Source organism: Enterococcus sp. AZ048, from assembly GCF_051715125.1.
GTDB classification, from domain to species: Bacteria; Bacillota; Bacilli; order Lactobacillales; family Enterococcaceae; genus Enterococcus_A; species Enterococcus_A gilvus.
The window spans coordinates 146337-163756 of sequence record NZ_JBIOTD010000002.1 but is presented as its reverse complement, the minus strand read 5'-3'; the positions used below and the strand labels follow the sequence as shown (position 1 = coordinate 163756).

Below are 17420 nucleotides of genomic sequence, written 5' to 3'. Positions count from 1 at the left end.
CTTTTTATTTTTTCTTTGCAAAAATTTCTGTTAACATCTTATTCACATTCCCTGAAGGTTACTAAATTTCTCATCGAAATTCTTTTTCTACAATTTATAATATGGTGTATTACATGGTGCATCTAGCAATTCTCTGATCTCAACGTCTAATTTTACTAAGGTAACAGACATCCCTGCCATATCCATGGAAGTCGCATAATTGCCTACATCAGTCCGATGGATTTTTATTCCTTTTTTATTCAAGATTTGATCAACACGTCGATAACAAACGTATTGGTCCATTACAGGTAATGCCCCTAAACCATTGACCAAGACATAGACTTCGTCGCCTGCATCAATTTTTGAATCTTCAAGAATAATTTTCATGATCTCGTCAATGATTACATCGGCCTTTTCAACTTTACGGCGTTCGATTCCCGGCTCTCCATGGATCCCCATACCAATTTCCATGTCCCCTTCATCCATTTGGAAGATAACATCACCGGTAACTGGTAACGTAGAAGAAGACAGTGCAACACCTAACGAGTAGGTATTATCGTTTGCTTTTTCAGTCACTGCTTTAACTTGATCCAAATCGTACCCTTTTGCAGCTGCACTTCCAGCCACTTTAAAGACTGGTAGGTCGCCTGCTACGCCGCGACGGTCCTTTTTGTCTTTTGCGGAATAAACATCGTCTGTTGTGGTAACCGTTTCTACACGAATCCCATCTTCCTCTAGTGCCATTTCAGCACCCATATCAAAATTCATTACATCGCCAGCATAATTTCCGTAAAGATATAAGCAGCCTTTACCGCTATCTACCGCTTTTACAGCTTCGTAACACGCATCCGGTGCAGGAGAAGTATTCACATTCCCAACTACTGCTGCGTCAGCAAAGTCCTTTCCGACATAACCTAAGAACATTGGTTCATGACCCGAGCCACCACCCACGATCACCCGAACGCGGGGCTCTTCACTCATAAGTTTACTAACAACCACACGATTTTCTAAATCTAATGTCACATAATCCTTATTGGCCGCTGCGTATCCTTCTAACATTTCTTCTACTACTTCATAGCCATCATTTATAAGACGCTTCATCTTCTCATTCTCCTTTTTTCTATTCATATATTTTTATTGAATGCTATTTTCTATTTTTTATAAGAACAAAGACAATAATAATCCGCCTAATAATCCGCCTGATACAGCTGCTAGAATTTTAGGAATTGATTTTTTTACATTTCCTCCAACCAATGCGGAAGCCACCCATACACCAACGCCGGCTGCTAACCCTTGATCGACCCATGCACCCGTTTGCGCGATCATTGGGGTTGAGATGCCGTGATTAATACACCAAACGGTTCCGACAATAAACAAGGCTGCCATCCAACCACCGATTGGTCCCCAGTGCTCCACCATTTTGCCCCATGCCATACGAATTACAAAGGGAAATAAAAAGCCCCCACATACTGTTGCCAGTCCTAAAGCCAAAGTCATTTGTTTTCCTCCGTTTCTTTTTAGATACTATTCTTCGCCAACCAACCGATCCAATTCTTTTTCCGTCATTCCCGGTTCCGGTGCCTTTTCATCTCGTTGTTCTTCTTTTGCGACACTCTTTTCAAAGGCAGCTGCGACGATCCCACCGATGACTGCGCCAACGATTACTAATGCAATCGTCGGTAAAGCGTCTGAAAAGACAGATGCCCCCTGCATGAAAGAGTCCCGAGCAATCCCGCAGACACCGATTGCAAGTCCCATATCCACGAATGCTGCATCGTCTTCGTTTCCGGTCAGATTAAGGTAATGATTCATAAACCACATTGGGCCAATAATAATTCCAGCTGCCAAGTACCCCCCAAAGATGCCAAAACTTCCAAGCTCATTCCAAACAGACATGACTATCGTGCCAGCGACCATATAACCTACCATGCTTCTTAAAAATTTCATTTTTCGCTCCTCACTTTCGTATTCAATAACGTCTTACAATTGGGCCAACTCTTGGATGATCGTTTCTTTCTTCTGACAAACAGTGGCCTGAACAGCCGCTGCAAATGCCCCTTCTATCAATGGACAATCCATGATTTCCGTTTTATCTTGCAAATCTTCTTCCTCAATCAAATCAATAGCCGTTTCAGAGCTCAATATAGCGCTTCCAATATCGCAAAAAATAAGAATATGATCACAATCCGAATTTGCTTCTATCGCCTCCATGATCATAACGGAATTAGTACCCAGCCGACCATCTCCAGTACCGCCTGCAGAAATGATTCTTACCGCATCACTGGTTCCTGTCATCTCTTCAATCATCTCTTTTGTTCCATCTGTAATTTTTTGACTATGGGAAACAAGAATAATGCCAAACATTTTATCCCTCCTTTACTCTTTTAACGGTGTCAACAATCGATGCATATTGTGTTGGTTTATGTCCGAAACGCCCTACAAACACCCCATCCACATTGTCGTCTGAAACAATCAATTGAACATTTTCTTGAGATACAGAACCACCATAAATGATGCGAATATTTTCCGCTGTCTTTCTATCGAACAACTCTTTGATGCATTCGCGAATCAGTCCATGCACTCGCTGCACATGCACCGCACTCGCCGCACACGTTTGACCAACGGCCCAAGCAGGTTCATAGGCCAAAATAACTTTTTCCGTTTGTTGTCCTTCAAGCTGGAACAAATCAAGAAATAACTGCTTCTTCATTAAGTCCTTGATTTCTTGATAGTCCTCTGTTTTCATGATTTCACCAATACACAAGACTGGTGTGACATCATAATTCAGGGCTAGGCGAACTTTTTGATTAATCATTTCATCTGTTTCATTGAAAATTGTCCGTCGTTCCACATGTCCGATCTCCGCATAGCTGCCCTTCATATCTTTCAACGATTCGATTGAAAATTCGCCAGTATAAGCCCCATTGGATTCAGGCGCAATATTTTGTGCGCCCAATCCTATTTCTGAATCTTTTAGGATCATCGCTACTGGGTATAGCACGCCCATTCCGGGACACATGAATTGTTCGATTTTTTTCTCATTTCCCACTTCTTCAACGATTGCATGAGCAAAATCTCGGGCATTGTCTATTTCGTTTTGGTACAGCTTTAAACTAATCCCAACAATTGGCTTCCGCATGATGATTTACCTCCTTTTACGCTTATTTTTCGAATGCTTCCCAGTCTTTCAAGAAAGCTTGAATTCCTGCATCCGTCAGTGGATGTGACCAAAGTTTAGGGAACAATGCGCCTGGTATTGTCGCAATATCCGAACCCAATTCTGCAACATCTTCTACGTGTTTCAGACTGCGTATACTAGCTGCAATGATCTCCGTCTGATAACCATATTCCATCAACACTTTTTTTAGATTACTGATAAGTGACAAACTGTCTGTAGCGATATCATCCAATCGACCGACAAATGGACTAACGTAGGTTGCACCAGCTTTAGCGGCCATCAAGCCCTGTGCAACAGTAAAAACTAATGTGACATTTGTCTTGATACCTTCTTTAGATAGTACATTGACGGCACGTAATCCATCTTCTGTCATAGGAATTTTTACGACCACATTTTCTGCCCAATTAGCGATATCTCTCGCTTCTTTCACCATAGTGTCTGTATCTAATGCAATGACTTCGGCACTGACGGGGCCCTCAATCAAATCGCATATTTCAGTAATCACTTCTTTAAAATCTCGTCCTTCTTTTGAAATGATTGTTGGGTTTGTTGTTACTCCATCCACCAATCCTAATTCATTGATTCGTTTAATTTCTTCCACGTTTGCTGTGTCCAAAAAGAATTTCATGCTTGTTCCCCCTTCTTATTTAGAGTATTCAGATTCCTTTTCCATAATCTGCTCAATTTTTCTACCTGAATTTCCTCCTTCAAAAGTAACAGACAAATATTCGTCGACAATTTTTTTTGCTACATCGATTCCAATGACCTTTGATCCCATAGTTATGATTTGTGCATTGTTGCTTAGTTGTGCTCGTTCAGCAGAATACGTATCATGCACTTGTGCTGCTCGTATGCCGGGAACTTTGTTTGCTGCTACAGCCATGCCGATTCCCGTACCACAGCATAAAATTCCACGGTCAACTTCTTCCTCCAGTACACCGTTTGCTACATGAAATGCGATGTTTGGATAATCAACCTCATCAGATGAATAGCACCCGTAATCCTTGACTTCATATCCTTTTTCTTTAATGTATGCCAATAATTCACGTTTCATCTCAAACGCATTATGATCCGATCCAAGTCCAATTTTCATTTTTTTCTCTCCTTTTTCTTTTCTTATCCACATGATAGCCACAAACTTTCGTTTTGTCAACTATTATTTTCGTTTACTTTCGTTTAATCAAATTAAAGAAAATTAATCGAAAGCAAAATGATTGTTTTCTGTTGTTTTTCTATTCCGAATGGTTTATACTAAAATCAATCAAAGATTCTGGAGGGATTTTTATGTATACGAACCAAAGAAGGGAAAAGATCCTTGTACTACTGCAAGAAAGGGAATCTGTCTCCGTGAATGATTTGACTGACCTACTAGCAGTATCTAAAGCAACCATTCGTTCAGACCTTAACTATTTGAGTGATAACAACATGTTGATCCGTACGCACGGAGGCGCTACGCGAACGAAAGAAGACGAAACAATAAAAATCGATAAAAATTACGATATACGAAAGCAAAAAAACATCGAGAAAAAAGCTGAAATTGCTAATATAGCCTTTCCTTTGATCGCAAACGGCGAATGTATCGTTTTAGATGCAAGTTCTACTTGCTATGAGTTAGCTAAATTGATCAGTCAATCCGATTTGCGGATCACTGTATTGACAAATGGATTACGCACCGCATCACTTCTGAAAGAAAACTTGAATTTGACTGTTGTATTGATCGGCGGCGTCGTAAAGGGTAGTTCGAATGCAGTCGAAGGAACTTTAGGTATCGAGATTTTGAAAAAGGTAAACATCGACACACTCTTCACCTCTGCTTATGCAATCTCTGCCACAGAAGGATTATCTGATTTCAATTTATATGAAGTGGAATTGAAGAAACGAATGGTCGAACTTGCTTCTCAAACAGTTGCATTGATTGATAGTTCGAAATTTGAAAAAAAATCCATTGCTACTTTTGCTACGTTATCTCAATTAAATACATTAATAACAGATAGCGAAATTCAAGATGGGGTAAAAAAGCATTACAGCTCTGTCGTTAAATTTTTAGAATAAAAACCGATTGGCGCGTATTCTTCGGAATCTGTGTCGATCGGTTTAATTTCTTCTAAATGCCCTACAATCCTGAGAAGAGTTACTGAAACGCCAGCAATTTCATTTTATTTCGTAAAAAACATTTTCCATCGTCATTTACAAATGAAACCATTTACACGTCTTCGTACCGATAGTAGACTTAAAGTAATACAATAAAGGACGTGGTGGAATGGATATTAAAGCGATCGTATTAGACATTGACGGGACATTGCTGAACTCAAAAAAGAAGATCTCTGAAAAAACAAAACAAGCATTGATCAACGCACAAAAGAAAGGCGTTAAAGTGATATTGGCTTCGGGGCGACCGACTCCAGGGATGTTTGGGTTGGCAGAAGAACTAGAAATGACGAAATATGAAGGGTATTTGGTCTCCTACAATGGGGCGCGGGTGACGGATTGCTTAACAAAGGAGGTCATTTTTAACCAAGCGATGGCTGTTGAAACAAGCCAAGCGATCTTAGAGCATCTGAAAAAATTTAATGTACAGCCAATGATTGACAAGGATGACTATCTTTATGTAAATGACGTTTACAACGGGATGCTTGATTTACCAGAGGGGCCCTTCAATATTATTCAATATGAATCGCGGGGCGGCAATTTCAAGCTTTGCGAAATAGATGATTTGGCGGCATTTGCCACCTTCCCTATTAACAAAATCTTGATCGCTGCTCAGCCAGACTATTTGCAGGAGCATGCGGAAGCAATCCATGCACCCTTTGATGAGACCGTGACGGCTGCCTTTTCTGCTCCTTTCTATTTTGAATTTACAGATAAAGGAATCGACAAAGCTAAGGCCTTGAATGCGGTATTCCCTGAAATGGGCATCCATTCCTATAACATGATTGCATTCGGCGATGGGCAAAATGACCGTTCGATCATTGAATACGCTGGGATCGGCGTGGCGATGGGCAATGCGGTAGACGAATTGAAGGCCATCGCAGACGATGTGACCCTATCTTGCGATGAAGACGGTATTGCCGCAGGATTAGAAAAGTATCTTTAAACAAAAAAACAGCTTTTAAGGAAATTATCCTTAAAAGCTGATTGTTTATGCTTCCATTTGTGGGTTTGCGGCGGTCAAGACCGCATCGACACCTTCCACAGCGAAACAATCCATGATTCGCTGCTTCAATGCCTGCATCGCTTGATCGGCGCGTGCAGCCTGTTCTTCATTGACAGATTCCATATAGAAAATCGCGTCATGAGTATCTTCTGTCAACATGGTTCGTTGGGCTTCCCGCCAGTTTAAGCAACGGCAAATGGCCCCTTCCTCATCAGCATAAATGATTTCCCCAGGTAGCGCCGGTGCATCTTCTTCCGCCCCCAAAGGTAAAAAAGATTCACCGCCTGCGGCTTGACCCAAATGAATCGTACCGACGACCTTCTCTAAATCCTCTCCGCCACAAGGAACTGCGAATTCGAGTGACACACTATTGTAAATGTCCACTAAAGGATTGATGGGATGAAATTCACGATCTTGACTCACACGTTTCAGCAGTGCTTCGATGGATGAACGTGCACCTTTTTTAGTTTTGAACTTACTGAAGGCCTCGCGCCACTGGGCAATGACCGTATTTTGACTAAATGTCTCATTTGTAAGAAAAGCTTGGGCTGCTTCTTTTCCATCGGTCAATAATTGTGTCAAAAAGGGATCAGACGCTTCCCCCTTATTTTCTCCAATACCCTTGACGATCAATACATGAATCTGCGCTTCGGGAAAGATTTCCCAAAAAGACGCCTCTACGTTAACGGTTGTCATACCTTCACTCCTTTTTTGTATACAGTAATTTTACACTACAAATGGCGTTTTAAATCTATTTTTGCGACTTTTCTAAAGCACACATTTTTAAGCGTCGTTTCCCACCTGCACCAGCGCCCTCAGTTTCTCCACGTCGACTCGATAACCCCGTTTATTCTTTTCAATGTACCCTTCTTCTCGCAAATACTTGAATGTGTGGGTCAAATGACGATAACTCACCCCTAAATAATCGGCGATCTGCGTATTTTTTTCGCAATATTGGCCGTTCACCGACACTTCGATTAATAATGCCGCAAGACGATATTTCAGCTCAAAGGTTTGCGCATTCGAAAAATGAGTCATGCGCAAAAGAAGTTTTTCCCCTATGTACTTAGCGATCCACGCAGAAAACGCGGGATCGGTCCTCAGCATTTTTTCTACCTCCGGCATAGGAATCGCCAAACAGCGAACCGTATCAATGGCCACGACATCCTTCGCTTTCTCCTCTGCTTGTACCAAAGTCAATTCACCGATCAAATCTCCCGGCTCAAGAAATTGCAAAATCAGTGTTTTTCCATTAGGTTCTTGTTGAACGATGCGAGCTTTTCCTGCTAAAAGGATGAGTAAATGAGACACCGTTGCCCCTTGATGAAGGAGCGGTTCATTTCGATCGTACGTCCTAACGACACTGTGCTTTAATAGATCCCCTGTAAAATGAGCTCGGTGTAATCGCTGAAGCTCCTGTGCCACAGAGGAATCCGTTGTTTTTTTCATCATAACTAGGCTATATCTCCTATTGATCGTTTTTTATGTCCTGCATACTTATCCTATCAATTCATTATTGGAGGAACAACTATGACGAATCAAAAAATGAAGACTCTTTCCTTTCTTTATTATCTCCTTAGCGCCTTTGGCATCAGTTTGACGTTGAAGGCAGGAATCGGTGTCAGCAGTTTCAACTCTCTGAACGCAGCGGTTGCTGCCTTTAGTCACATAAAGATCGGTACGATTACCACGGGGTTGAACTTCCTGTTTTTAATAGGCTGTATCGCATTAGACGAAAAACGACAACTAAAGGATTATGTCACCATGGCTGCGGCACTTCTGTGCTTTGGCTCGACAATCAATCTCTTCACCTATTTCATTTTTCCGCTCTTTTCACTGGATGCGTATTTCTTTAATTGTCTGCTGTTTGTTTTAGGGACGCTCATTGCAGGCTTTGGGACTGGAAAAGTCTTGAAATACCGCTGGTTGAAATTTCCGATCGAGATGTTCTGTGTCTTTTTGACCGAACGGACGACGCTGAGCTTCAAATATTATCGCTACAGCATCGACCTTCTTTGTATTCTAGGTGCTCTGATACTCACCTTTTCCTTCCATTTACCTTTGATGGTCCGAGAAGGGACATTGATCAGCTTTCTCTTATTATCACCCACGATCGCTTTTGCAAATAAAGAATAAAAAAGTGACGCATCCATTTATTCTTTATTAAAAACCCTTCGAGCCAGCTTAACCAAATCATACCAGCAAACGGAGACCATTCCTAAAGCCGCACAGATCGCTAATTGCGTCAACGACAATGGTGCCAGATCCAAAAAACTGTTTATCGGAGCGTAGATCAACGCAAGTAAAATGAGCATCGTTCCACCAAGGATCAGCCAGATCACTTTATCATGAATCAACTTGATAAAGGTTTGGATGCCAAATAGATGATTGGAACTATTGACTTGAACTAGGAAAAGATTGGCTACGATCAAAACAGCTATTCCCATAGTGCGGGCCAGTTCATCATTTGACGGATTTTGCTGCAAAGTAAGATAGTAAGCCAGAAAAGAGGCGACGAAAATAACCAGTCCCTGTACCACACTTTTGACTAGCAACCCTCTGCTCAGGATACTTTCTTTCGGATCACGAGGCGGCCGGTCCATGATATCCGGCTCACTGGGCTGTCTTTCCAACACGACGGAGCACGTTGGGTCAATGACTAATTCCAACAACACCACATGTACAGGTAAGAGCAGTAGCGCGGCTTGCGGAATACCAAGAATAGGGCCGAAAAGCGCGGTCAACGCGATGGGGATGTGAATCACAAAAATATACCCGATGGCCTTCTTAATATTGTCGTAGATCCGGCGACCATCTTTCACGGTACTTACAATAGTAGAAAAATCATCATCCATTAAAATCAAGTCGGCGGCTTCTCTGGATACTTCAGAACCTCTTTTGCCCATCGCGATCCCGATATCCGCATATTTTAAAGCCGGTGCATCGTTCACCCCATCGCCAGTCATTGCAACGACTTCACCTCTTGCCTTGAACGCTTGGACGATGCGCATTTTATGCTCAGGAGTCACTCGTGAGAAAATCGTGATATCGGCGACTTTTTCTTTTAGTTCCTCAGCGGTCAGCGTATCGATCTCCACGCCTGTGATAAACCCATCGGTATTTGCGATCCCGACGCTTCGTGCAATCGCTCCTGCTGTCACACCATTATCTCCCGTAATCATCACGACTTTGATGCCGGCTTTCTGACACTGCTGGATGTCCTCAGCTACGCCTTTTCTTGGCGGATCAGACAGACCAATCAGTCCAAGAAAATTCAGCTCGCAGGCTTCAATCGTCTTCGGAACCTCAGCTTCGGTCGAGACGATTTGTTCGCCTACCGCAATCACTCGCAAGCCTTCGTGAGAAAAGCGATCAATCGCCTCAGCGATTTCCGCTCTCTTCTTCGAATCAACAGCAGAAATGTTTAGCACACTTTCTGGTGACCCTTTGACCGTGATTTCGATTCGAGCATTCCGTTCCCAGACATGCCCCATCATTTTTAGTTCATCGGTAAAAGGATATTCCTTCACCAATTGTCCGTTAAATAACCGTTCTTTGCTCCAGCCATGGGCTTCATCGTACTCCAGCATGGCAATTTCCATTGGATCGTACGGCTTAGTTTCACTGGCAAGACCCATGGCTTCGATCAATCGATCTTCCGCTTGATTCGCCGTCACCCATATTTCGGATACCGTCATTTTATTTTCGGTGATGGTCCCGGTTTTATCCACGGCTAAAACGGAAACAGCACCCATGGTTTCAACAGCTGGCAATTTCCTGATTAATGACTGTTTCTTCGCCAAGCGCCAGGCACCCATCGAAAGAAAGACTGTCAAAACAACCGGGAACTCTTCAGGAATCATCGCCATCGCAATTGTGATGCCGGATAAAATACTTTCTACAAAACGAGCCTTCAATGGCAGATCAGCATCATTAAAAAAAGTCACGACCGCGACAAGTGTCAAGAAAATCAAGGCTATGATGGCACAGACTTTGACTAATTTCCCGATTTGGTTGTCTAACGGCGTCACTTCTTCTTCAGCCGAGGCTAAATGTTTCCCAATTTTTCCATACTCAGTTTCCCTCCCGATCTTATCGACCAAAATCGTCCCGCTGCCCGTCGTCACCAGCGTCCCGGTATAAACGTAGTCCTCACGCCAATAGTCTTCTGAAGTGGATTCTTCCGTTTCAGCCAGCGTCTTCCAAACCGCTTCAGCCTCACCTGTCAAAGAAGACTCGTTGATTCTCAGGTCGTTGGCCTTGATCACAAAGCCGTCAGCCGGAACTTTGACCCCTTCTTCAATCAGCATCAAATCTCCTGGAACCAATTCCTGGCTCAAAATTTCATTTGATTGCCCCTCGCGAATCACTTTGATTTTTGGCGCTGAGAGATCTTTTAACGCATTCAAGGTTTGATCCGTTTTCCATTCTTGGATCACTTCAATGGCGATAATGACCACCACGAAGACCAGCATGATCAACCCATCTTTAGGCTCGCCTAAAAAGAAATAAATCAACGCCGCTACGATCAACAGCAGAAACATCGGTTCCAGAATAATATGAAGAATCTTCAGGTAAAACGGCTCCTTCCTTTTTTGTTCTAGCTGATTTAGCCCGAATTCATCCCTTTTACGCGCGACTTGTTCTTTCGTTAACCCATTCCAATCTATCTTTTTCATCTCGATTCTTCCCTTCATTTTTTATAAATCGATTGCTCCATCATACGTTTTTGTGAAGGTATTTACGAGAAATAATGATCACTTTTTAGTAGATTGTAACTGTTTAGCAAGGGAGAAAATACAGGTTGCCCCTCCCCTTAAAAAATAAAAACAAGGCTGCCCTAAAATTAAAGTAAGTGGTATTAAAAGATAGATTCGTGGCGCCATCGAGTAAGAAAAAGGGCCGCTAGATCAAAAAAACAATGAAGACTAACCCTGATTCGTTAGTTTCCATTGTTTTTAAATACGAATTAATTTTGGAATTGCTTGCAGAAATGAACTTTAGCCGTGCACCCCAGATAAAGTTTCTATATAAAAAATGCGCTTCTCTTCACCTATTCTCCCATACTTGCTAGAATAAACGAGTAAAGGAAGTGTGGAAAATGCTACAAATCAAACGAGCGTACACTCCCGCCAGCGAATCCGACGGGTACCGGGTGTTAGTCGACCGATTATGGCCGCGTGGAAAATCCAAGGAAACAGAAAAGATCGATCTTTGGCTGAAGGCGATCGCACCAAGCAACGAGCTGCGAAAATGGTTCAATCATGATCCAGAAAAGTATTTTGACTTTAAGAAAAAATATCAGGCGGAGCTGCAAAGCGGAGATCAGAAAGAGGCACTAGAAACGCTAGAGGCCCTACTCCGAGAACAAGAAGATGTGACCTTAGTATATGGGGCAAAAGATGAATCTCACAATAATGCGCAGGTATTGTATGATTTATTAAGCAAATGAAGCAGACTCTGAGTGAGCCTGCTTCATTTTTAAATATAACGACGAACAGTCTTTTTATACTGCTTGTAGTCCTCGCCAAATTCCTTCGTTAAATAGGCTTCTTCTCCCCGAATTTGGAAATCAAATAGCAGTACCGCTAGTATTGTCATTCCGATCATAAGAACAGTAGGAAAAACAACAGCAAACCCGAGATACAGCAAATCAAACGCCACAAAAGCCGGATTACGGCTGAAGTGATATATTCCGGTGGTTACTAGTTCGGTCTGCTGTGCCTCATTGAATCCCGCCCGCCAATTCAACCCCATCTGCCACACCGCAAGAAAGAACAAAACATCTGCTAATAGGATTAATACCAAGCCGACATAAACACTTTTCGTTTGATTGATTTCAAAAAAGAACGGTGCGATAAATTGCAACAAGGCACCTAAACCTGTCAAAAACTTTAAAACGACCTCTATCTTTTTTTCCTTAGACGGCGGTTTGTCTCCCAAAAGATCCACCTTTATTCCTTGCTTTTTCAAAAGCCACGCCTTTCCCAGATAGATCAAATAAAAGACAAGAAAACCAACCAATGCAACACTTTTTTCCATCATTCATTACTCCTCCATTCATATGATTAAATAATCATATGAATATTATTTCATATACAGATCGTTAGTTCAAGCTTTTTATCAAGTTACTTTTCCATCATAGTTAGGTATAGAAGAAAAGTAGTCACATAAAAATTTCTCAAAAAAACTCCCTTTATGATTGGTAGCAACAGAGAGTTTCCTTTTTAAATTTTAAAACAGATGCCCTCTTTCAGGATATCTATGATTTCTTCAAAGAGAACGATCATTTTCGCACGATGGCTTCTTCCTTCATTCTATTCGATACCATCGATCGAATGAATTTAAAAACGGACAATACTTCACAAAGTGAACAGCTTTTTAAAAGTATTCTGACCTATATCAATGATAATATGTCGGAGAATCTCAGCGTCAATCAGATTGCAGAGGCGAAAAATATTGATCGAACTTATCTCTATAAGCTATTTCAAACCCATAAAGGCATTGGACCCAGTGAATAAATTCAGGATTTGAAGCTTCAAAAGGCCTGCTCCCTACTACGGAAAAGTTCACTGACGATTACGGAGATCGCCTACGAGACTGGCTTTTCTTCCTCTTCCTATTTTTCAATGTTTTTCCATTCAAAACTAACTATCTCTCCGTCGGCCTATCGGAAAAAATTTATTATTAATTGACTGACTAAAAGAGCAACACAAACTGTAATTAAAAGAGCCAGACTATCTATTTTTAAGAAACAGATAGTCCGACTCTCCAGATACTGTAAAGCAGGGAAATGATCGTTCATTTCAAATTTCCCGTTAAATGAACGCTACAAAATACGCCTAACTGTCTTCCAGATCAGTTAGGCGTTATGGTTTTAATTATTCAGATTAACACAGCTAAACAACTATCTCCGGGTACGAATACTGGTAATGCGCCGCCAACAAATCGTTCATTAAATCCAGCCAAACTTTCGACACGCATGATAGATCCCGTCATCGACATTTCGATCAGTCACATAATCTGCTAGCTCCTTTAATTCGTCCACCGCATTGCCCATCGCGATACTGGTCCAGCGCTTATCAAACATCACCAAATCGTTCACGTCATCGCCAAAGACCACCACATCTTCACGCGGTCTGTCAAAATAATCCAAAACATCCAAGATCCCCTGCTTCTTATTGTCATGCTGGCACATCGTATACTCTTGGACAAAACGCAGCTTTGCGAACTTCTTCGGCTCAGGGATTCGATGATCTTGCTCCTTGGGTAACGCCAAGTAAAACTTGAAGATATCCTCCACCTCATCCACGCTAAAAGTCGGATCAATGAAATACTCTGTCGGCTCCTGTCTTGGCCCAACCTGTTCTCGAAACAAATCATTTTTCGCATAAACCTTCTCCGAGTCATCCGTCGCAATCAATACACCAATACCTTTTTCCTCCGCATCATGAATGACGGCCAGAGCCTCCTCTTTATCTAACGGTGTATTCTTCACCAATTGATTCTTGATGACCACCCCCATACCGCCGGAGCACACCATATTTTCAAACCCAAGCTCAGTCAATAACTCTCGACTCTTATAATGTGCCCGCCCGGTCGCAATGGAAACAAAATGCCCATTTTCTTCTAAAAGCTCCAGTGCACGCTTCGCACTAGGAACAATTTTCCCTGTTTTTCGATCCGTCAACGTCCCATCGATATCAAAGAAAAATAACTTATTTTCCATTTTCCCTGCTCCTTTATCTTCATTACATCTGTTATTCATTGTATCATAATTGGAAGGTTATAAATTTACGACTTGGTTATTCACAGCCAACATTGCCACGGCGAAGTTTTTCAAGACTTATTTTTTCAGAATGACCAATCCTACTACAAAAACTCCCCGATTATCTAAAGAATTTTTAATCCACGGATTCACCCAAATGTGTTAAACTCAGACAAAAGATAAAAAGAGGAGAATTCTTGTGACTGAATATACTGGCTTCGATAAAATTTATCGCGACATCGTCATGGAGATCATTGAAAATGGCACGGATCAAGATCCTGCGCTCGTTCGGGCAAAATACGCCGATGGTAGCCCTGCGCCTACCCGCTTCATCCAAGGCGTCAACTTTAAGATCAAGCCTACTGATGGTATCCCGATCTTAAAATCAAAGCGCGTCTTCCAAAAGACACCCTTGATCGAATTGGAATGGATTTGGCAGGAATTATCCAATGATGTAACGTGGCTGCAGGAACACAACTGTAAAGTCTGGAATGAATGGGTCGATGACAACAACACCATCGGCAAAGCATACGGCTTTCAATTAGCAAAAAAATGCCGCAAGCTGCCGAACCATGAGGAAAAACTCAATCAGGTGGAATATGTTCTGCATCAATTGGAAAATAATCCTGGTTCTCGCCGCATCATGACGAGCCTTTGGGATGTCGATGATTTGGACGAAATGACGTTGGAGCCTTGTGTATGGGCGACCAATTGGAAAGTCAATAACGGCGTCCTTGACCTGCACGTCAAACAACGATCTGCCGACATGGCACTTGGTCAACCTTTCAATACCTATCAATACGCTGTCCTGCATCGCTTGATCGCGGATCATTTAGGTTTTGAACTCGGTACGATGCACTGGTGTATCGATGACGCGCATGTCTACGACCGTCACATCGATGCCTTAAAAGAACAATTGTCACAGCCGATTCCAAACAGCGAACCTGCGCTCGTCCTACCAGACAAATACGATGAGAACGGTAAAAAACGTTCCTTCTTTGAACGCCGATTGTCGGATGTGAAGCTGGAAGGTTATGAGAATAATGGTGTTATTAAGTATGAGATAGCCGAATAGCAAAAAAAAGGGCCTCAAACGACATTCATCGTTTGAGGCCCTTTTCTATTTTATCAATACTTTCTTAACTAATCCCAATCGCGCGACCGTCCCATTCCTTTGAAAAATCGGTGATGGACACCCAAGCCATCGCACCGCGATCATAGGTTTTGTTTGGTCCGCCAGAACCGGCCTTCGCACTTGAGCTGTAATACAACGGATCGTACACTAAAAACTGATTATCCCGATACCCAGCGATGACCTTACAGTGATTGCGGATCGTGTTCGCTTGATAAGAAGAGTACCCATAATATAACACAGGGTTGCCATTGATGATGCGATCAACCAGGTTTTGTGTGCTGACATTGCTGATGTTTGAGACGTTTTTGTACCATCTCTTCGCATAGTTTGCCAACGAGCCTGGCGTGATCACCCAACCAAACCCTTCTCCTGTGTATACATTGCCTTTTTGCCCGCCTTTGTCTTTGGGATACATCGGCAAATTGTCCTGAACATATTTCAAATCGACATTTTTCCCTTTGTATTTCAAAAGCATCGTCATCGATGCCCCCGCGCATCCCCAAGGACTGAAGACCGGAGCATATTGACTCACATAAGGCACATTCAATGTGCGCTGTACAGGCGCGATCGGCTGTGCGCCGCCTAATGTGTACCAAGAAATGCCTTCATTTCGCCAACCAGCCTTCAGCAGCGTATTTCGTTCACTCAGCAGCATCGTATAATGGTGGGAACCTGCACCTCTGGAATTCGGATTAAATACCCGATACATCGGCATACCTGCCCACGGTGTGTGCCACGCGATCCCTTCATAACGCCAGCCGACACGCTTCAGATGATCCCGCTCTTTTCCATCTAATGTGTAAAAATGTTCCCCAGAATTCGGGTTGTAGACTCTAAATAATTGCCGTCCCGTCAACGGCACTCGCATACTGATACCTTCATAACGCCAACCGACTTTGACCAAATGATCCTTCTCATACGAATTCATGGTATGGAGATGCTCGCCAGAATTCGGATTATACACCCGATAAATCGCGATCGTCGGCGCCGGTGCGGCCTTCGCTTGTGCCTTCGGAGCAGCGACTTTCGGTACAGCCTTCGCAGTCGTTGCGGCTTTTGGCGTCACAGTTGTTGTGACCACTTTCTCGTTGTTTGCGTTAGGCTCTTTCATTTCAACTTGCTCAACGATATCCTTGTTCGGTGTCTCAGTTATTTCTGAAGGATCAGGCATCGCTTCTTCAAGTTGCGTATCCTCTTCACCTTCGGAAGTCTCAAAGGATTCATCCTTTTCTACTGGCGGGGTTTCTGCCTCTTTCTCTGTCTCTTCAGTAGAAGTCGCGGGTTTCTCTGTTATTTCTGTTGCAGTTACTTCTTCTTCAGCCGTCGTATCCACGGGCGTAGTCGATTCGATGGCAGGAGGTGTCACTGCCACTCCCTCTTCTACGATCTCGGATTGAGGGTCAGCAGAAGGCGCAGCTTCTATCTCCGCCTCAGGTTCAAGAACCTGAACCACTTGCTCCTTACCTACCTCATCAGCAAAAACAGCATGATCCTCCGTCGCAAAAGCAGACGCACCCAACAACCCTAGAAAAATAATCGGCGCCACAACCCATGTTTTCTTCCGTTTATACATCTTGAAACGCTTCTTCTCCATGTGTTACCTCCTTACAAAAATAATAATTGTTATTATTATTAAACCATGGATTGTTTACAAATGGAAGCGCAGCCAACACTATTGATTATTTTTCTTTATTCAAAAATAAAAAACAACAATCCGCTCCTGAAAATAGAACAGATTGTTGTTTCTCTTTAATGCCTATTTCGCTTCTTTCACAAATGGAAGGAGTTCTTCCGCGAGTTGGTCAAAGTCCAACTGATTTACTTCCTCGATCTGACGGATCATCTCTCTGGGCATCTTTGGATTCATACCACCGCAGATGGCCGCCAATACGGCGCTTGCTCCTGCAATCGCAATCGTTGTATTGTGGGTCGGCAAACAGATTTCCGCCACATTTTTCACTAATGTAGGAAGTTCACGATAGTCACTGGTTATTCCAATCGGTGCGTTTTTCATGGATGCGCCGTTCGTGGTTCCTGTTACACCGGTCTCTTCAATCGGCACGCCTTGAGCAATTTTGTCCAAAGCTTTTAACGTCGATGGACCCGAAACAAATGCGGAAACCGGTGAATTGTCGTTCCATGAATAAACCTATATACTTTTAAAAAAACAAAAAAACATTTCAGCCATTAGTGACATAATTGGTTA

General features: G+C 42.6%; 20 protein-coding genes and 1 pseudogene. 7 read left to right on the top strand and 14 right to left on the bottom strand.

Annotation, left to right across the window (positions count from 1 at the left end):
- Positions 1-87: 87 nt before the first annotated feature.
- From IGI66_RS14625 to rpiB, 7 genes are read right to left on the bottom strand one after another with little or no spacing between them, the layout of a single operon-like run.
- Entirely contained in the window at positions 88-1080 is a 993-nt protein-coding gene (locus IGI66_RS14625) for a dihydroxyacetone kinase subunit DhaK (protein ID WP_114525663.1), read from the bottom strand.
- 57 nt (positions 1081-1137) lie between these two features.
- Positions 1138-1476 carry a Lin0368 family putative glycerol transporter subunit gene (locus tag IGI66_RS14620; protein WP_010779062.1) on the bottom strand — a complete coding sequence of 113 codons (339 nt, stop codon included), beginning with the start codon at positions 1474-1476 and terminating at the stop codon, positions 1138-1140.
- 27 nt (positions 1477-1503) lie between these two features.
- Positions 1504-1926 (bottom strand): Lin0368 family putative glycerol transporter subunit, encoded by a 423-nt coding sequence (locus IGI66_RS14615; protein ID WP_010779061.1) that lies wholly within the window; start codon positions 1924-1926, stop codon positions 1504-1506.
- Between the two features lie 33 nt (positions 1927-1959).
- Positions 1960-2343, bottom strand: a complete 384-nt coding sequence (gene dhaM / locus IGI66_RS14610; protein WP_367378692.1) for a dihydroxyacetone kinase phosphoryl donor subunit DhaM — start codon at positions 2341-2343, stop codon at positions 1960-1962.
- Position 2344: 1 nt separating this feature from the next.
- Positions 2345-3118, bottom strand: a complete 774-nt coding sequence (locus IGI66_RS14605; protein WP_010779059.1) for a triose-phosphate isomerase family protein — start codon at positions 3116-3118, stop codon at positions 2345-2347.
- A 22-nt stretch (positions 3119-3140) separates the two neighbouring features.
- Positions 3141-3785 carry a fructose-6-phosphate aldolase gene (gene fsa, locus IGI66_RS14600; RefSeq protein ID WP_367378691.1) on the bottom strand — a complete coding sequence of 215 codons (645 nt, stop codon included), beginning with the start codon at positions 3783-3785 and terminating at the stop codon, positions 3141-3143.
- A 15-nt stretch (positions 3786-3800) separates the two neighbouring features.
- A complete protein-coding gene (gene rpiB, locus IGI66_RS14595) occupies positions 3801-4250 on the bottom strand; it encodes a ribose 5-phosphate isomerase B (protein WP_010779057.1) in 450 nt (149 codons plus the stop codon).
- A 191-nt stretch (positions 4251-4441) separates the two neighbouring features.
- On the opposite strand from rpiB, the gene IGI66_RS14590 reads away from it, so the two are divergent.
- Complete coding sequence (locus IGI66_RS14590; protein ID WP_010779056.1) at positions 4442-5209, top strand: DeoR/GlpR family DNA-binding transcription regulator; 768 nt, start codon at positions 4442-4444, stop codon at positions 5207-5209.
- Positions 5210-5417: 208 nt separating this feature from the next.
- Complete coding sequence (locus IGI66_RS14585) at positions 5418-6251, top strand: Cof-type HAD-IIB family hydrolase (protein ID WP_010779055.1); 834 nt, start codon at positions 5418-5420, stop codon at positions 6249-6251.
- 45 nt (positions 6252-6296) lie between these two features.
- Here IGI66_RS14585 and IGI66_RS14580 read toward each other — a convergent pair whose 3' ends face one another.
- On the bottom strand, positions 6297-7007 hold the full coding sequence (locus tag IGI66_RS14580) for a B3/B4 domain-containing protein (protein ID WP_438849392.1): 711 nt from the start codon (positions 7005-7007) through the stop codon (positions 6297-6299).
- An 87-nt stretch (positions 7008-7094) separates the two neighbouring features.
- A complete protein-coding gene (locus IGI66_RS14575) occupies positions 7095-7763 on the bottom strand; it encodes a cyclic nucleotide-binding domain-containing protein (RefSeq protein WP_438849391.1) in 669 nt (222 codons plus the stop codon).
- Between the two features lie 78 nt (positions 7764-7841).
- Here IGI66_RS14575 and IGI66_RS14570 point away from each other — a divergent pair, with 78 nt between their 5' ends.
- Entirely contained in the window at positions 7842-8447 is a 606-nt protein-coding gene (locus IGI66_RS14570) for a YczE/YyaS/YitT family protein (RefSeq protein WP_438849390.1), read from the top strand.
- Positions 8448-8464: 17 nt separating this feature from the next.
- Here the strand turns inward: IGI66_RS14570 and IGI66_RS14565 are convergent, their stop codons facing one another.
- Positions 8465-10990 carry a cation-translocating P-type ATPase gene (locus IGI66_RS14565; protein ID WP_438849388.1) on the bottom strand — a complete coding sequence of 842 codons (2526 nt, stop codon included), beginning with the start codon at positions 10988-10990 and terminating at the stop codon, positions 8465-8467.
- A gap of 422 nt (positions 10991-11412) precedes the next feature.
- Here IGI66_RS14565 and IGI66_RS14560 point away from each other — a divergent pair, with 422 nt between their 5' ends.
- A complete protein-coding gene (locus IGI66_RS14560; protein ID WP_010779050.1) occupies positions 11413-11763 on the top strand; it encodes a DUF488 domain-containing protein in 351 nt (116 codons plus the stop codon).
- Between the two features lie 29 nt (positions 11764-11792).
- On the opposite strand, the gene IGI66_RS14555 is transcribed toward IGI66_RS14560, so the two are convergent.
- Positions 11793-12356: a methyltransferase family protein gene (locus tag IGI66_RS14555; protein WP_438849387.1), complete on the bottom strand. Its 564-nt coding sequence runs from the start codon at positions 12354-12356 to the stop codon at positions 11793-11795.
- A gap of 254 nt (positions 12357-12610) precedes the next feature.
- Between IGI66_RS14555 and IGI66_RS14550 the strand changes: the two genes are divergently transcribed.
- Together IGI66_RS14550 and IGI66_RS14545 are read left to right on the top strand one after the other, a co-directional pair.
- Positions 12611-12832 (top strand): helix-turn-helix transcriptional regulator, encoded by a 222-nt coding sequence (locus IGI66_RS14550; RefSeq protein WP_438849386.1) that lies wholly within the window; start codon positions 12611-12613, stop codon positions 12830-12832.
- Positions 12833-12841: 9 nt separating this feature from the next.
- On the top strand, positions 12842-13006 hold the full coding sequence (locus IGI66_RS14545; protein ID WP_438849385.1) for a helix-turn-helix domain-containing protein: 165 nt from the start codon (positions 12842-12844) through the stop codon (positions 13004-13006).
- 260 nt (positions 13007-13266) lie between these two features.
- Here IGI66_RS14545 and IGI66_RS14540 read toward each other — a convergent pair whose 3' ends face one another.
- Complete coding sequence (locus tag IGI66_RS14540) at positions 13267-14040, bottom strand: HAD-IIB family hydrolase (RefSeq protein ID WP_438849384.1); 774 nt, start codon at positions 14038-14040, stop codon at positions 13267-13269.
- 238 nt (positions 14041-14278) lie between these two features.
- On the opposite strand from IGI66_RS14540, the gene thyA reads away from it, so the two are divergent.
- Complete coding sequence (gene thyA / locus IGI66_RS14535) at positions 14279-15154, top strand: thymidylate synthase (protein ID WP_438849383.1); 876 nt, start codon at positions 14279-14281, stop codon at positions 15152-15154.
- Between the two features lie 64 nt (positions 15155-15218).
- On the opposite strand, the gene IGI66_RS14530 is transcribed toward thyA, so the two are convergent.
- Both IGI66_RS14530 and IGI66_RS14525 read right to left on the bottom strand, forming a co-directional pair.
- Positions 15219-16808 carry a C39 family peptidase gene (locus IGI66_RS14530; RefSeq protein ID WP_438849382.1) on the bottom strand — a complete coding sequence of 530 codons (1590 nt, stop codon included), beginning with the start codon at positions 16806-16808 and terminating at the stop codon, positions 15219-15221.
- Between the two features lie 162 nt (positions 16809-16970).
- A pseudogene (locus tag IGI66_RS14525) lies at positions 16971-17315 on the bottom strand (ADP-ribosylglycohydrolase family protein); the annotation flags it as partial.
- Between the last annotated feature and the right edge of the window lie 105 nt (positions 17316-17420).

Coding starts and splice junctions, on each gene's coding strand:
- rpiB (WP_010779057.1), bottom strand. CDS start 4,250: ATGAAAATTGGACTTGGATCGGATCATAATGCGTTTGAGATGAAACGT.
- IGI66_RS14605 (WP_010779059.1), bottom strand. CDS start 3,118: ATGCGGAAGCCAATTGTTGGGATTAGTTTAAAGCTGTACCAAAACGAA.
- IGI66_RS14560 (WP_010779050.1), top strand. CDS start 11,413: ATGCTACAAATCAAACGAGCGTACACTCCCGCCAGCGAATCCGACGGG.
- IGI66_RS14555 (WP_438849387.1), bottom strand. CDS start 12,356: ATGATGGAAAAAAGTGTTGCATTGGTTGGTTTTCTTGTCTTTTATTTG.
- IGI66_RS14580 (WP_438849392.1), bottom strand. CDS start 7,007: ATGACAACCGTTAACGTAGAGGCGTCTTTTTGGGAAATCTTTCCCGAA.
- IGI66_RS14585 (WP_010779055.1), top strand. CDS start 5,418: ATGGATATTAAAGCGATCGTATTAGACATTGACGGGACATTGCTGAAC.
- IGI66_RS14615 (WP_010779061.1), bottom strand. CDS start 1,926: ATGAAATTTTTAAGAAGCATGGTAGGTTATATGGTCGCTGGCACGATA.
- dhaM (WP_367378692.1), bottom strand. CDS start 2,343: ATGTTTGGCATTATTCTTGTTTCCCATAGTCAAAAAATTACAGATGGA.
- IGI66_RS14575 (WP_438849391.1), bottom strand. CDS start 7,763: ATGATGAAAAAAACAACGGATTCCTCTGTGGCACAGGAGCTTCAGCGA.
- fsa (WP_367378691.1), bottom strand. CDS start 3,785: ATGAAATTCTTTTTGGACACAGCAAACGTGGAAGAAATTAAACGAATC.
- IGI66_RS14590 (WP_010779056.1), top strand. CDS start 4,442: ATGTATACGAACCAAAGAAGGGAAAAGATCCTTGTACTACTGCAAGAA.
- IGI66_RS14540 (WP_438849384.1), bottom strand. CDS start 14,040: ATGGAAAATAAGTTATTTTTCTTTGATATCGATGGGACGTTGACGGAT.
- IGI66_RS14550 (WP_438849386.1), top strand. CDS start 12,611: ATGGCTTCTTCCTTCATTCTATTCGATACCATCGATCGAATGAATTTA.
- IGI66_RS14565 (WP_438849388.1), bottom strand. CDS start 10,990: ATGAAAAAGATAGATTGGAATGGGTTAACGAAAGAACAAGTCGCGCGT.
- IGI66_RS14570 (WP_438849390.1), top strand. CDS start 7,842: ATGACGAATCAAAAAATGAAGACTCTTTCCTTTCTTTATTATCTCCTT.
- IGI66_RS14620 (WP_010779062.1), bottom strand. CDS start 1,476: ATGACTTTGGCTTTAGGACTGGCAACAGTATGTGGGGGCTTTTTATTT.
- IGI66_RS14530 (WP_438849382.1), bottom strand. CDS start 16,808: ATGGAGAAGAAGCGTTTCAAGATGTATAAACGGAAGAAAACATGGGTT.
- IGI66_RS14625 (WP_114525663.1), bottom strand. CDS start 1,080: ATGAAGCGTCTTATAAATGATGGCTATGAAGTAGTAGAAGAAATGTTA.